We start from the raw sequence: 14,532 nt of genomic DNA on the forward strand, positions 1-14,532 counted from the left end.
CTGCCATGTTGCTCGAAGTGCGCGATCTGCACGTGGAGTTCCACACCCGGGACGGGGTCGCCAAGGCCGTCAACGGGGTCAACTACTCGGTGGCCGAGGGCGAGACGCTCGCCGTGCTCGGCGAGTCCGGCTCCGGCAAGTCGGTCACCGCACAGGCGATCATGGGCATCCTCGACATGCCGCCGGGAAAGATCAGCGGCGGCGAGATCCTGTTCAAGGGCCAGGACCTGCTGAAGGTCAAGAAGGAGGAACGCCGGAAGATCCGCGGCCAGGAGATGGCCATGATCTTCCAGGACGCCCTCTCCTCCCTCAACCCCGTGCTCACCGTGGGGGAGCAGCTCGGCGAGATGTTCGTCGTGCACCGCGGGATGTCCCGCAAGGACGCGAAGGCCAAGGCCGTCGAGCTGATGGACCGGGTCCGTATCCCGGCCGCCAAGGAGCGCGTCGGCAACTACCCGCACCAGTTCTCCGGCGGCATGCGCCAGCGCATCATGATCGCCATGGCGCTGGCCCTGGAGCCCTCGCTGATCATCGCGGACGAACCCACCACCGCCCTCGACGTCACCGTCCAGGCCCAGGTCATGGACCTGCTCGCCGAGCTCCAGCGCGAGCTCAACATGGGCCTGATCCTGATCACCCACGACCTCGGCGTCGTCGCCGACGTCGCCGACAAGATCGCCGTGATGTACGCCGGCCGGATCGTCGAGACCTCACCCGTCCACGACATCTACCAGGCGCCCGCGCACCCGTACACCAAGGGCCTGCTCCGCTCGATCCCGCGCCTGGACCAGAAGGGCCAGGAGCTGTACGCGATCAAGGGCCTGCCGCCCAACCTGCTGCACATCCCGCCCGGCTGCGCCTTCAACCCGCGCTGCCCGATGGCCCAGGACGTCTGCCGCGGGGACGTACCGCCGCTGTTCGACGTGGCCGAACACCGTCAGAGCGCCTGCTACTTCTGGAAGGAGACGCTCGATGCACGCTGACCACACGGGGCGCAAGGAAGCGCGCGAGGAGGGCGAGGTGGCGCGCGAACTGCTGACCAAGTCGCGGGAGGGCAGCGCGTACGCGGGCGGCGAGCCGATCCTTGAGGTGCGCGACCTCGTCAAGCACTACCCGCTGACCCAGGGCATCGTGATCAAGAAGCAGATCGGTGCCGTGAAGGCGGTCGACGGGGTCTCGTTCGACCTGGCGGCCGGCGAGACGCTCGGCATCGTGGGGGAGTCCGGCTGCGGGAAGTCGACCGTGGCCCGGCTGCTCGTGCACCTGGAACAGCCCACGGCCGGTGCGATCCGGTACAAGGGCGAGGACATCACCAAGCTGTCCGGCCGCGCGCTGAAGGCCGTGCGCCGCAACATCCAGATGGTGTTCCAGGACCCGTACACCTCGCTGAACCCGCGGATGACGGTCGGCGACATCATCGGGGAGCCGTACGAGATCCACCCCGAGGTGGCCCCGAAGGGCGACCGGCGCCGCAAGGTCCAGGACCTGCTGGACGTCGTCGGTCTCAACCCGGAGTACATCAACCGCTATCCGCACCAGTTCTCCGGCGGCCAGCGCCAGCGCATCGGCATCGCCCGCGGCCTCGCGCTCAACCCCGAGATCATCGTGGCCGACGAACCCGTCTCCGCCCTCGACGTCTCCGTCCAGGCGCAGGTCGTCAACCTGCTGGACCGGCTGCAGGCGGAGTTCAACCTCAGCTACGTGTTCATCGCGCACGACCTCTCCATCGTCCGCCACATCTCCGACCGGGTCGGTGTGATGTACCTCGGCCGGTTCGTCGAGATCGGTTCGGACGAGGAGATCTACGACCACCCCACGCATCCGTACACCCAGGCGCTGCTCTCCGCCGTGCCGGTGCCGGACCCGATGGCGCGCGAGTACCGCGAGCGGATCATCCTGCACGGCGACGTGCCCTCGCCCGCCAACCCGCCGTCCGGCTGCCGCTTCCGCACCCGCTGCTGGAAGGCGCAGGAGCGGTGCGAGCTGGAGGTGCCGCTGCTGGCGGTCCCGGCGGTCTTCCGGCTGACGGACACCCCGGCCAAGCACGATTCGGCCTGTCACTTCGCGGAGGAGAAGCGGGTGGTGCCGCCGGAGGGGACGCTGGAGCCGGTCCAGGGCGAGGGCGGCCCGGGAGCCGCGGGGCCGGGGCCGGGGCCGGACGTGGAGAAGGTGGACCGCGAGGCCCGGAAGCCCCCGCAGTCGGAGGCGCAGCCGTCGGCGTCGTCCTCGGAGGCAGAGGCAGAGGCAGAGGCAGAGGCAGAGACGGAGAGCAAGGCTGAGGGCAAGGACGAGGGGCCGCCTCCGCCGTCCGGCAGCAGCCGGGTCAGCTGACCCGGCCGTCCGTTAACGCGCGGGCAACTCGGGCGTCTCACGTCCGATATACGGACCCGTCAGCATGGACAGCGTACGGCCGTGCGGGTGCCGTGGACCGGCCGGAGGGACTCACGTCTCCCCGGCCGGTCGCCCGTCGGGACCGTGCCGACGGCCCTCTTGTCGGGAGGCCGGGTGCGGTGGAGTATCGCTGGGGTGATACTCACCCGTGGGGCAAGAGTGACCGGCGCCGCTCTCTGCGCGGTGCTCGCCGTGATCGTCGCGAGCTGGCTCGTACGGGACGTCAGGGCGGTGGACGCCGAGCAGCTGCTGCGCTACTGGGCCGGCTGGTACGAAGCCCGGCCGAAGGCGGCTCCCGCCACATCGCCCCTCGATGTCGTCCTCCTCGTGGTGTACGTGGTCGCGGCCGTCGCCGCGCTGCGCTCCTCGGTCGCCGCCACCGTGCTCGTCGCCACCGGGGTCACCACGCTCGCCGTGCGGCTGCCCGGGGTCTGGAACATCGGCAGCCGCCGGATGGAGGTGTCGTTCTCGGACGACCTGCGTTCCAAGGCGCTGATCGGCGCGTTCGTGGCTCTGGCCGCCGGGGTCGCGCTGGTCATCACCGCCGGGGCGGGCCGCCGTCCGCCGGCCGACTCCTACGAGCAGCTGCCCTCCCGGCCCGGGCAGGGCGCCTCCGTCACCGCGTTCCTGATGCTGGGCGCGGCCGGAACGGTGCTGATCGCGTGGGAGATCCGGCAGCTGGTGAAGACTCCGGAGATCTTCCCCGACTGGTACGTGGGCGGGGACCGTGTCACCCAGGGGCTGACCGATCCGCCGCCCGGCTGGGGGACCGCCGTGGTGGCGCTCCTCGCGCTGTTCGCCGCGGCGAGCGCGCTCTTCCACGCCGTGCACGCACGGCCGTTCGGCCTGGTGGCCGCGGGCCTGCTGCTGTCCGGCGGGGTGCTCGGTGTCGTCCGGGCCGTGCACTACGACCTCTTCGAACACTTCGGCTCGATGCGCACGGAGACCCAGCTGACCGTGGTGAGCTGGGTCTTCGAGGTGATCGCCGCGCTGGTCGTGCTGATGGCGCTGGCGCCCAGGGGGCTCGCCGACGTCCCCGGCCCGTACGGACCGGGGCCGGGCTACGGGCCCACCGGGTACGGGCCCGTCGGCTACGGCGCACCGCCGTACGCCGGGCCGGGCGACAACCCGTACCAGGGGCCGCAGCCGCCCACCCCGGGGTACGGATACCCGCAGGGCGGCGGCGGTTTCGGTCCGCCCCCGCCGCCCTCGCAGCCGCCGCCCGGCTGGTAGCCGGACCTCAGAACCCCAGCGACCGCTTCAGGAAGTCCACCTGGAGCAGCAGCAGATTCTCCGCGACCTTCTCCTGCGGGGTCATGTGGGTCACCCCGCTGAGCGGCAGCACCTCGTGGGGACGGCCCGCCGCCAGCAGCGCCGAGGACAGCCGCAGCGTGTGCGCGACCACCACGTTGTCGTCCGCCAGACCGTGGACGATCATCATCGGCCGCACCTGCTCGGCGGCGTGCGACAGTCCCTCGTCGGTGAGCAGCGAGTTGTACGCGTACACCTCGGGCTGCGCCGTCGGGTCGCCGAGGTAGCGCTCGGTGTAGTGGGTGTCGTAGAGCCGCTGATCGGTCACGGGGGCGCCCACGACCGCCGCGTGGAAGACGTCGGGCCGCCGCAGCACCGCCATGCCGGCCAGGAAGCCGCCGAACGACCATCCCCGGATGCCCACCCGGTCCAGATCCAGCGGGAACCGCTCCGCCAGCGCGTGCAGGGCGTCGACCTGGTCGTCGAGGGTGAGCGTGAGGTCGTGCTTGACGGCCTTCTCCCAGCCGGGCGAGCGGCCGGGGGTGCCGCGGCCGTCCGCGACGATCACGGCGAACCCCTGGTCCGCGAACCACTGCGAGGTGAGATACGGGTTGTGGGCGGCGAGGACCCGGCGGCCGTGCGGCCCGCCGTACGGATCCATCAGGACCGGAAGCGGACCGTCCGATTCCTGGTAGCCGGTGGGGAGCATCACGGCGCACGGAATCCGCCGTGCGCCCCCTTCGGTCAGCCGCGGCCGTGCGGACAGGACCGGCCGCTCCGCGTGGTCGGCGACGGTGGCGATCTGCTTCCCGTCGCGGAACACCCGCGCCGTCGATCCGGGCAGGTCGAGCGCGGTGGAGACCAGCACCGTCACCCCGCCGGACCGGACCGCGGTGTGCACGCCCGCGCCCTCCGAGACCCGCTCGGTGCCCAGCTCGTTGACCCGGTACACATGGGTCTCGCCGATCTCCGGCCCGGCCGCCCGCTCGCCGGCCGTCGCCGTCACCAGGATGTCGGACTCCCCGATGTCCAGCACCGTCCGGATCTGCAACTGCGCCCCGGTCAGCGGCCGGTCGCCGACCGCCAGGACCCGCGCCCCGCCCTCGTCCGCGATCCGCACCAGCCGGCCGTCCGGCGCCCACGCGGGCACTCCGGGGAACAGCTCCAGCCACACCGGGTCCTCGTCCGCGTGCACCGTCCGGGTCGCCCCGGTCTCCGGGTCCACCGCGAGGTGCAGCTGACTCTGCTGGTCACGGGCCTGCACGAGCAGCAGCGGCGCCCCGTCCGACGACCAGTGCACCCGGGCCAGATAGGGGAACCGGGCCCGGTCCCACTCCACTTCGGTACGCTCCCCGGCCAGCCCCACGACGAACAGCCGCACCTCGGCGTTGGGCGTACCGGCCGCCGGGTACGCGACCTCGGCGGGCTTGCGGTCCGGGTGCGCGGGGTCGGCGATCCACCACCGCCGCACCGGGCTGTCGTCGACCCGGGCCACCAGCAGCCGGTCCGACTCCGGCGACCACCAGAAGCCGCGCGGGCGCGTCATCTCCTCGGCCGCGATGAACTCCGCGAGACCGTAGGAGACATGCGGGTCCTCCGGCTCCGTGAGCGCCCTGTCCTCGTCGCCGCCGGAGCCCACGACGCGCAGCGCACCCTTGGACACGTATGCGACGTGTCGTCCGTCGGGGGAGGGGCGCGGATCGATCACCGGGCCCGGCACGGGCAGGGCGCGCGCCGTCCCGGCCCGCAGGTCCGCGACGTACACCTTCCCCGAGAGGGCGAACGCGGCCAGCTCGGCGGCCGAGTCCACCGCGTAGCCGATGATCCCCGACGACCCCTCGCGGCTCCGCTCGCGGCGGGCCCGCTCCTGGACCGAGAGCCGCTCCGCCGAACCGCCCAGCAGCGCCGCCGGATCGGCCACGACCCGCTCCTGCGGGGCCGCACCGTCGCTCAGGTCCAGCACCCAGAGCCGGTTCGAACGGTCGGTGCCCGACCCCGAACGCAGGAAGACCACCCGCTCACCGTCGGGTGAAACCGTGAACGCGCGCGGTGCACCGAGGGTGAATCGCATGGTCCGGGCCAACTGCAGCGGGAACGTGATCTCTGGCGAAGTCATGGGGCGAACCTATCGGCCGGGCCCGGCCCGTGCGCCCCTCGTGCTGCTGTGCCCCGATCAATGCGTTGCCACGGATAGTTATGATCCGTAGCGCTCGGTGGGTAAGAACCTGCTGGCTCCATGCGTGCTGCCCGTCCCGACCGTACAGATGGAGGTGAACCGTCGTGGCGCTCTCGATTTCGGCGGTGGTGCTGCTGGCGATCATCGTCTTCCTGCTGATCCGGAAGTCCGGACTGAAGGGGGGACACGCGGTCGTCTGCGCGCTGCTCGGTTTCTATCTCGCCAGTTCGTCCATCGCGCCCACCATCTCCGAGCTGACCACGAACGTGGCGGGGATGATCGGGGGCATCAAGTTCTGACGCCGTCGCCCGGCGGGTGGCCGCCGTCGGTCCGGGGGGCCGTCGGCTCGTAGGGTGGTCCCCATGACGGACCTTCCCGCCCGGCGTCTGCTCCTGGTGCACGCGCACCCCGACGACGAGTCGATCAACAATGGCGCCACCATGGCCAGGTACGCGGCCGACGGCGCCCTGGTCACCCTCGTGACCTGCACGCTCGGCGAGGAGGGTGAGGTCATCCCGCCCGGGCTCGCGCACCTCGCCGCGGACCGGGACGACTCCCTGGGCCCCCACCGCCGGGGCGAACTCACCGCGGCGATGAAGGAGCTGGGGGTCACCGACCACCGCTTCCTCGGCGGCGCCGGCCGGTACCGCGACTCCGGAATGATGGACACGGAGCAGAACCGCCGCCCCGGCGCCTTCTGGTCCGCGGACGTCGACGAGGCCGCCGGGTACCTCGTGGAGGTGATCCGCGAGGTGCGCCCCCAGGTCCTGGTGACGTACGACCCCGACGGGGGATACGGACACCCCGACCACATCCAGGCGCACCGGGTAGCGACGCGCGCCGCCCGGCTGGCCGCCGACCCGGCCTTCCGCCCCGGCTCCGGCGCCCCGCACACCATCGCCAAGATCTACTGGAACCGGGTGCCGCGCCCGGTCGCCGAGGACGCCTTCGCCCGGCTGCGGGCCACCGCGCCGGACGTCTTCCCGGGCATCGCGGCGATCGACGACGTGCCGGGTGTGGTGGACGACGCCCAGGTCACCACCGAGATCGACGGCACCGGACACGGGGCGGCGAAGACCGCGGCGATGCGGGCGCACGCCACCCAGATCGCGGTCGAGGGCCCCTTCTTCGCCCTGTCGAACGATCTGGCCCAGCCCCTTTTCACCACCGAGTACTACGAGTTGGCCGAGGGCGCCCCCGGCGCCCCCGCGGGGACCCGGGAGCACGATCTCTTCGCGGGCCTACCCCTCGCCGGCGCGACTCGCACCGACGCACCTCTCGCCCACGCACCGGAGGCGGACCAGTGAGCAGCAGCAGGCCGCGCGCCGCACGGACGAACGCACCACCCAGAGACATTCCGGCCACCGGTCTGGCCGCCCCGCTCAACCCCGGCCGGATCGCCGCCCTGCTCGGTCTCGCGGTCCTCGGGGCGCTCGTCGGCATCGCCGGAACACTGGTCCAATCCGCCTGGTTCCCCGGCGGATTGCTCCTGGCCCTGCTCGCGTCCGCCGGTCTCTTCTACGGCGGCCGCTGCCTCATGGGCACCCAGCCGGGGGCCCTCGCGCCCGCCGCGGGGTGGCTGGTTTCGGTCATTGTTCTGCTGGGCGGAAGACCGGAAGGGGACTACGTCTTCGGTAACGAACTGGGCCTCGCCCTCTTCATGCTGGGCGGCATGGCCATCGCTGTGATCTGTGCCACCATGGCGCGGGCGCCCCAACTGGGGCCCGACAGCGGCCGACCTGGCAAGTAATGTGCCACGTCCGATCCCGGAATGCCCCCTGCCCGCCCGGGGGGTGCGCGGTCGTTTCCCCCGGTCGCGGGGTGTCTGTCGGCCGCGGCCAGTAAGGTGGTTCGCGCGCCTAGTCGGGTGCTGAAGATCTTGGCCGGGTGTGCGACGCCCGGCAGGCACATCTGCGGCGTTATTGAACGCCCTAATAGCTCCGCTATGAGGACGCTCCGGCGCCTCGCAGCTGCACGCGCCAGACGCCGCTCCCTGATCCGGCCAAGATCTTCAGTACCTTCCTAGCCGTCCCCTGGCCTGCGGCACGGGGGAAGTACGGGCGGCGGAGCCAATCGGGAGAACCTGCTTTGAGTCGTGAAACTGACAGTTCGTCCTCCGGGCCCCAGGGCCGCGGGGGAGCCGCGTACCCCTCGGGTACGCCGCCGTACGGATCCCGCCAGTATCCGTCGCTGCACCCGTCTCAGGACGCCCCGGAGGAGTCTCCGGAGCCTGCGGACCCGCCTCAGCCCGAAGAGCCGAGGACCGAGACGACGCTGACGACGCGTATCCGGATCAACATCCCGGGCTCGCGCCCCATCCCGCCGGTCGTCATGCGCACACCCATGAGCGACGTGGACGGCGGCGGCGAGCGCACCGGCTCCGGCCCGCGCCCGGGTGCCTCCGCTCCGGGTGCCTCCGCGCCGGGCGGCGGGCAGCCGGCTCCGGCCGCGCCCGAGTCCCGGGAGCCCGCTGCCGTGGCGGAGCCCGCCGGCGAGAAGCCGGCCAGGGAGAAGAGCGGCAGCGACTGGTTCGCACCGCGCAAGCCCCCGGCGGGCGCCCCGGCGAGCGCTTCGTCCGGTACCCCGTCGAGCGGCGGCACGGACGGCGCCGGCTTCTCCGCGGACGGCTCCGGCGGCCGGCCGGACGGACCGGGCTCCGGCCCGGCCACCCCGCCCGCGGGGCCCCGCGCCGATCTGCCCTACTTCTCCGACGGCCCGCAGCGCGCCGACGGTCCGGGCGCGCCCGGGTCCGACGGCTTCGGTGACGGCCCCGGCGGACCCCGCGCCACGCCGAACCTCGGCATCCGCACGCCCGGACCGTCCGGCCCCACCACGGGCCCGGCCACCGGCACCTCGTCCCTCACCCCGGACCTCGACGGCCGGCCGCCCTTCGGCACCGGACCTGCGGGCCCCGGCGGCGCGCAGGGACCCGGTGGTCCCGGCGGTCCCGGCGGTCCCGGCGGTCCCGGCGGTCCCGGTGGGGTTCCGCCGCGGATGTCCGACGACACGGCCGTGCTCACCCCGCAGTTCCCGCCGGGCCCCGGCGGCCCCGGGGCACCCGGTGGCAACGTCTCGGGGGACACGCTGAACAGCGGCATCCCCGTGGTGCCCTCGGAGCACCGTGCGTCGGCGCCCCCGTCGCCGTTCCCGGGCCCCGACCTCACCCCGCGGATCCCGGACAACCCGATGGGCACCGGACCGGCGGGCCCGGGCGGGCCCGCCGCGCAGGCGCCGAAGCCCGCCGCCCGCGCCACCCCGGCGCCCGCGCCGAGCCCGGCGAAGAAGGGCCGCTCCAAGCTGGTCATGCTCGCCGTCGCCGCCGTCTGCCTGCTCGGGGTCGCCTACGGCGCCGGACTGCTGATGAACCACTCCGACGTACCCAAGGGCACCACCGTCCTCGGCGTCGACATCGGCGGCGGGACCAAGGAGGACGCCGTCGAGAAGCTGGACGCCGCGCTCGGTGAACGGTCCAAGGCCCCGCTCCGGCTGTCCGTGGACGGCAAGGAGACCGAGCTCGCCCCGGACCGGGCCGGGCTCGCCCTGGACAGCCAGGCGACCGTGCGCGGTGCCGCGGGCAGCGACTACAACCCGGTCTCCGTCATCGGCTCGCTCTTCGGCGGCGAGCGCACGGTCGACCCGGTGATCCCGGTCGACGAGGAGAAGCTCGGCGTCGCGCTGAAGGACCTGGCCGGCGCCTCGGGCTCGGCCAACGACGGCACGATCAAGTTCGTGCCGGGCAAGGCCGTCGCCGTCCCCGGCAAGGCCGGCAAGGCGCTCGACGTCAACCAGTCGATGGTGTCCGTGCGCGACGCCTACCGCGCCCAGGTCGAGACGGGCCGGACGAACGCCGTCCAGCTCCCCGTCACCGCCAGCGAGCCCACCATCAGCCAGGCCGAACTGGACCGGGCGATGAAGGAGTTCGCCGAGCCCGCGATGTCCGGCCTGATCGTGATCAAGGCGGGCTCGAAGCAGATCCCGTTCGGTCCGGCCAAGTCGCTGCCGAAGATCCTCTCGATGGTGCCCATCGACGGCAAGCTCGTCGACCACTACGACAAGAAGGCCATCGAGGAGCTCTGCGGAGGCGTCTTCGACGGGATCATGGTCACCAAGGGCGACGGCACGAAGCACCAGGTCGGCCCGGACGACGTGGCCTTCGCCATGAAGGGCGCGCTGCTCGGCAAGACCGAGGCCGAGCGGACCGTCACGATCGACCTCGGCGGAAACGGCTGACCCGGCCCGCACCGCCCGCCGCCGCCCCCGACCGGACCACCGGCCGGGGGCGGCGGCATACCGGCCACCCGCCGGCCCGCGGAGCCGTCGCGGCCGTCCCCCGTACGGAACGACGGGGGCCGTCACCCGTACGGCAGGACAGCGGCCGTCACCCGTCACCCGTACGGCATGACATCTGTCATCCCGGATCCACGACCACTGACCCTGCCGGACGCACCCCCCGCTGCGTCAGGCTGGACGCATGACAACGACAGCCACCGGAGTCACCACGGCGAAGACCGCCGTGGTCAGCTTCGACCAGGTCAGCAAGGCCTACGGAGAAGTACGCGCGGTCGACGGGCTCACCCTCGACCTGCACCCCGGCGAGACCGTGGCGCTCCTCGGCCCCAACGGCGCCGGCAAGTCCTCCACCCTCGACCTCCTCCTCGGCCTGCGCACCGCCGACTCCGGAACCGTCCGCCTCTTCGGCTCGACCCCGCAGGCAGCCATCGCCGCCGGCCGCGTCGGCGCCATGCTGCAGTCCGGCGGCCTGATGGAGGACGTCACCGTCGGGGAACTGGTCGGGCTCGCCTGCGATCTGCACCCCAGCTCCTACCCGGTCAGCGATGTGCTGGCCCGGGCCGGTATCGCGTCGATCGCCGACCGCATGGTCAACAAGCTCTCCGGCGGCCAGGAGCAGCGCGTGCGGTTCGCGCTCGCCACCGCCGGGGCCAACGACCTGATCGTGCTCGACGAGCCGACCACCGGGATGGACGTCACCGCCCGCCAGGCCTTCTGGGCCACCATGCGCGAGCAGGCCGACCAGGGCCGTACCGTCCTGTTCGCCACCCACTACCTCGAAGAGGCCGACGCGATCGCCGACCGCGTCCTGGTCCTGCACAAGGGCCGGCTCCTCGCCGACGGAAGCGCTGCCGAGATCAAGGCCATGGCGGGCGCCCGCCGGATCGCGTTCGAGCTGGAGGGCCCGATCGACGAAGGGGCCCTGCGCGCCCTGCCGTTCCTCTCCACGCTCGACATCACCGGCCGGCGGGTCCGTATCCAGTCGCACAACGCCGACGCGACCGTCCACGCCGTCTACGGCCTGGGCCTCTACCCGCGCGAGCTCGAAGTCGCCGGACTCGGCCTGGAGCAGGCCTTCGTCGCCATCACCGAGGCCGAGGAGGCCAGGACCAAGTGAACACGCTCATCAGGCTCGAAGTGACCCGCACCCTGCGGAACAAGAAGTTCATGTTCTTCTCGGTCATCTACCCGTCGGTGATCTACCTGCTGATCTCCGGCACCCAGAACACCACCGACAAGGTCCCGCACACCGATCTGACCCTGCAGGCCTTCTTCATGGTCTCGATGGCCTCGTTCGGCGCGCTGACCGCCGTCCTGATGGGCAACAGCGAGCGCATCGCCAAGGAGCGCGAGAAGGGCTGGGTCCGGCAGCTGCGGCTGACCGCGCTGCCCAGCCGGGGCTACATCCTGGCGAAGATCGCCAGCGCCGCCGTGGTCACCCTGCCCTGCATCGTCGTCGTCTTCCTCGTCGCCGCCTCCGTCAAGCACGTACGCGTCGACCTGTGGCAGTGGTTCGCCCTCACCGGCGTCATCTGGGCCGGCTCGCTGGTCTTCGCCGCGCTCGGGGTCGCCATCGGTTACCTCGCCAGCGGTGACGCGGTCCGCCCCATCACTATGATCATCTACTTCGGGCTCTCGATCCTCGGCGGCCTGTGGATGCCGAGCGCCACCTTCCCGCAGTGGATCCAGAACATCTCCGAGTGGCTGCCCACCCACGCGTACGCTGCTCTCGGCCAGGCCATCGAGATGGGCGGCGCACCGCATGCGAAGGACGTCGCCATCCTCTGCGGCTACTTCCTGCTCTTCGCGGGCGGCGCCGCGTGGCTCTACCGGAAGGACACGTTGAAGGCGTGAACGAGGACGAGACGTCCGTGGGCGTCGGGCGCCCGCCCACGAGCGCCAAGCAGACCCGGATCAAGCTGATGTGGATCGGCATCTGGCTGGCCTTCATGAGCGCGCCGGTCAAGGACCTCGCGGACGGCAACCACACCCCGTGGGCGACCGCGCTCGGCGTCCTCGGGCTGCTGGTCTTCGTCGGCGCCTATCTGGTCCTGGTCTTCCGCCACACCTCCAAGGCGCTCGACCCCTTCCGGGTCCGCGCCGCCCTCGCCTTCCTCGGGGCGCTGGCCGTCCTGCTGTCGCTGACGTTCGGCACCCCCTGGCTGGTGCTGTTCGTGTACGTGTCGGTCTCCGTCGGCGCCACCCTGCCGATGCGGACCGCCCGTTGGCTGATCCCCGCCGTCACCGCCGTGCTCGTGGCCATCGGCCTGACCGGCGACCACCCACGGGAGATCATCACGGCCCTGGTCTTCCCCGCGCTCCTCGGCGGCTTCGCGATGTCCGGCGTACGGCAGATGATCCGCACCACGATCCAGCTCCGCGAGGCCCGGGCCACCGTCGCCCAGCTCGCCGCCAACGAGGAACGGCTGCGGCTGGCCCGCGATCTGCACGACCTGCTCGGCCACTCCCTCTCCCTGATCACCCTCAAGAGCGAACTGGCCGGGCGGATGCTCCCCGGCCACCCGGAACAGGCCGCCGCGCAGGTCGCCGACATCGAACAGGTCAGCCGCCAGGCCCTCGTGGACGTACGCAGCGCCGTCACCGGCTACCGCAGGCCGACGCTCCCCGGCGAGCTGGCCGGGGCCAGGACCGCCCTCGCCGCCGCCGGAATCACCGCGGAGATTCCGGCCGATGCCCCCGAGGACCTCCCCGACGGCCTCCCCGAGGAGGCGGAGGAGGTGCTCGCCTGGGCGCTGCGGGAAGCCGTCACCAACGTCGTACGCCACAGCGGCGCGGGCCGCTGCACGGTCACCCTCGCCCCGCGCCAGACCCTCGACGGGCGCGTCCTGGAGCTCACCGTCGCCGACGACGGCCGCGGCGCCCCCGGCGTCACGCCGGGCAACGGCCTCACCGGCATGACCGAGCGCCTCGCCGGCGTCGACGGAACCCTCCTCACCCGGGCCACCAACTCCCGTACGGGCAAAGGCTTCACCACGGTGCTCAGCGTGCCGCTCGAATCCGGCCTAGGATCCAGGGAATGAGCATGATCAGACTCCTCCTCGCCGAGGACCAGTCCATGGTGCGCGAGGCCCTCGCGGCGCTCCTCGGCCTGGAACCCGACATCGAGGTGGTCGCCCAGGTCGCCCGCGGTGACGAAGTGCTGGCCGCGGCCGGGGAACACGGCATCGACGTGGCCCTGCTGGACATCGAGATGCCGGGCATGACGGGCATCGAGGCGACGGCGGAACTGCGCCGGGCGCTCCCGGACGTCAAGGTCGTCGTCGTCACCACCTTCGGCCGCCCCGGATATCTGCGCCGCGCGATGGAGTCGGGGGCGGACGCCTTCCTGGTGAAGGACGCACCGGCGTCCCAACTCGCGGAAGCGGTACGCAAGGTGCTGGCCGGGGAGCGCGTCATCGACCCCGGCCTCGCGGCCGCCGCCCTCGCCGACGGCGCCAGTCCGCTGACCGAACGGGAGCGCGATGTGCTGCGCACCGCCGCGGACGGCTCGACCAACGCGGAGATCGCCGCGGAGCTGCACCTGTCCCAGGGCACCGTCCGCAACTACCTCTCCATGGCGATCCAGAAGATGGCGGCGCGCAACCGCGCGGAGGCGGTCCGGATGGCGCGGGAGAAGGGCTGGCTGTAGCCCGCTTCTCACCGTGTGGCCGACACCAGCCCCGCCTCGTACGCGAGGATGACGAGCTGCACCCGGTCCCGGGCGCCGAGTTTGGCGAGCAGCCGGGTCAGATAGGTCTTGGCCGTGGCGACACTGATGAAGAGCCGCTCGGCGATCTCCGTGTTGGACAGCCCGCTGCCGACCAGAACGAGCACCTCGCGCTCCCGGTCGGTGATCCCCGTGAGCGCGGCGGGCGGGCGCTGCGGGGACGACGAGCCGGGGCGGCCCGCGAACTCCTTGATCAGCCGCCGGGTGACGCCCGGCGCGATCAGGGCGTCCCCGGCCGCCACCACCCGTACCGCCGCCAGGATGTCGTCCAGCGCCATGTCCTTGACCAGGAAGCCGGCCGCACCGGCGCGCAGGGCTCCGTAGACGTACTCGTCGTCGTCGAATGTCGTCAGGACCAGCACATGGGCCGTGCCGGAGCCCGTGGTGATGTGCCCGGTGGCCTCGATACCGTCCATGCCCGGCATCCGGATGTCCATCACGACGACGTCGGGGGAGAGTTCGGCGGTCATTCTGACGGCCTCGTCGCCCGTTCCGGCCTCGCCGACGACGTCGAGGCCGGCGGTGTCGGCCATGACCATGCGCAGGGCGGTACGCACCAGCGGCTGGTCGTCGGCGAGCAGGACGCGGACCGGGGAGTGCGAGGGTGACATGCGCCGATCGTAGCCACCGCCCCCGGCCCGGGATCGGGCCATCGGATCGCGGTCGTCGTGCCGCGGCGCCCTGGCACCGGGAGCAG

The 14,532-nt window shown here is 72.3% G+C and carries 13 protein-coding genes; 11 read left to right on the top strand and 2 right to left on the bottom strand.

Annotated features, from left to right (window positions below; all coding sequences use genetic code 11):
• Nucleotides 1–5 precede the first annotated feature (5 nt).
• The 3 genes from OG408_RS25890 (at nt 6) to OG408_RS25900 (ending at nt 3,624) form a co-directional block, all read left to right on the top strand.
• Nucleotides 6–983 (top strand): ABC transporter ATP-binding protein, encoded by a 978-nt coding sequence (locus OG408_RS25890; RefSeq protein ID WP_266782418.1) that lies wholly within the window; start codon nt 6–8, stop codon nt 981–983.
• Nucleotides 973–2,331: an ABC transporter ATP-binding protein gene (locus tag OG408_RS25895; RefSeq protein WP_326672212.1), complete on the top strand. Its 1,359-nt coding sequence runs from the start codon at nt 973–975 to the stop codon at nt 2,329–2,331. Before OG408_RS25890 ends, OG408_RS25895 begins: the two co-directional genes overlap by 11 nt.
• A gap of 219 nt (nt 2,332–2,550) precedes the next feature.
• The gene (locus tag OG408_RS25900; RefSeq protein ID WP_326672213.1) at nt 2,551–3,624 is read left to right on the top strand and encodes a hypothetical protein; all 1,074 of its coding nucleotides are present in this window, start codon (nt 2,551–2,553) and stop codon (nt 3,622–3,624) included.
• A gap of 7 nt (nt 3,625–3,631) precedes the next feature.
• On the opposite strand, the gene OG408_RS25905 is transcribed toward OG408_RS25900, so the two are convergent.
• Nucleotides 3,632–5,713, bottom strand: coding sequence for a prolyl oligopeptidase family serine peptidase (locus OG408_RS25905; protein ID WP_442806145.1), 2,082 nt, complete (start codon nt 5,711–5,713; stop codon nt 3,632–3,634).
• 209 nt (nt 5,714–5,922) lie between these two features.
• Between OG408_RS25905 and OG408_RS25910 the strand changes: the two genes are divergently transcribed.
• The 8 genes from OG408_RS25910 to OG408_RS25945 all read left to right on the top strand — a co-directional run bounded on the left by OG408_RS25910 (nt 5,923) and on the right by OG408_RS25945 (nt 13,757).
• The gene (locus tag OG408_RS25910) at nt 5,923–6,117 is read left to right on the top strand and encodes a hypothetical protein (protein WP_018100847.1); all 195 of its coding nucleotides are present in this window, start codon (nt 5,923–5,925) and stop codon (nt 6,115–6,117) included.
• 63 nt (nt 6,118–6,180) lie between these two features.
• Entirely contained in the window at nt 6,181–7,125 is a 945-nt protein-coding gene (gene mshB, locus OG408_RS25915) for an N-acetyl-1-D-myo-inositol-2-amino-2-deoxy-alpha-D-glucopyranoside deacetylase (RefSeq protein WP_326672219.1), read from the top strand.
• Nucleotides 7,122–7,568 carry a DUF6113 family protein gene (locus OG408_RS25920; protein ID WP_266782428.1) on the top strand — a complete coding sequence of 149 codons (447 nt, stop codon included), beginning with the start codon at nt 7,122–7,124 and terminating at the stop codon, nt 7,566–7,568. The genes mshB and OG408_RS25920 overlap by 4 nt, the downstream gene beginning before the upstream one ends.
• Before the next feature lie 338 nt (nt 7,569–7,906).
• Nucleotides 7,907–10,048, top strand: a complete 2,142-nt coding sequence (locus OG408_RS25925; RefSeq protein WP_442806066.1) for a hypothetical protein — start codon at nt 7,907–7,909, stop codon at nt 10,046–10,048.
• Nucleotides 10,049–10,289: 241 nt separating this feature from the next.
• Nucleotides 10,290–11,225 carry an ABC transporter ATP-binding protein gene (locus tag OG408_RS25930; protein WP_326672224.1) on the top strand — a complete coding sequence of 312 codons (936 nt, stop codon included), beginning with the start codon at nt 10,290–10,292 and terminating at the stop codon, nt 11,223–11,225.
• The gene (locus tag OG408_RS25935) at nt 11,222–11,962 is read left to right on the top strand and encodes an ABC transporter permease (RefSeq protein ID WP_285571786.1); all 741 of its coding nucleotides are present in this window, start codon (nt 11,222–11,224) and stop codon (nt 11,960–11,962) included. Before OG408_RS25930 ends, OG408_RS25935 begins: the two co-directional genes overlap by 4 nt.
• On the top strand, nt 11,959–13,149 hold the full coding sequence (locus OG408_RS25940) for a sensor histidine kinase (protein ID WP_266782436.1): 1,191 nt from the start codon (nt 11,959–11,961) through the stop codon (nt 13,147–13,149). Before OG408_RS25935 ends, OG408_RS25940 begins: the two co-directional genes overlap by 4 nt.
• Nucleotides 13,146–13,757 carry a response regulator transcription factor gene (locus tag OG408_RS25945; RefSeq protein ID WP_326672227.1) on the top strand — a complete coding sequence of 204 codons (612 nt, stop codon included), beginning with the start codon at nt 13,146–13,148 and terminating at the stop codon, nt 13,755–13,757. Before OG408_RS25940 ends, OG408_RS25945 begins: the two co-directional genes overlap by 4 nt.
• Nucleotides 13,758–13,765: 8 nt before the next feature.
• Here OG408_RS25945 and OG408_RS25950 read toward each other — a convergent pair whose 3' ends face one another.
• A complete protein-coding gene (locus tag OG408_RS25950) occupies nt 13,766–14,446 on the bottom strand; it encodes a response regulator (protein WP_266782440.1) in 681 nt (226 codons plus the stop codon).
• Between the last annotated feature and the right edge of the window lie 86 nt (nt 14,447–14,532).

The organism is Streptomyces sp. NBC_01257 (assembly GCF_035917255.1).
In the GTDB taxonomy this organism is placed as follows: Bacteria; Actinomycetota; Actinomycetes; order Streptomycetales; family Streptomycetaceae; genus Streptomyces.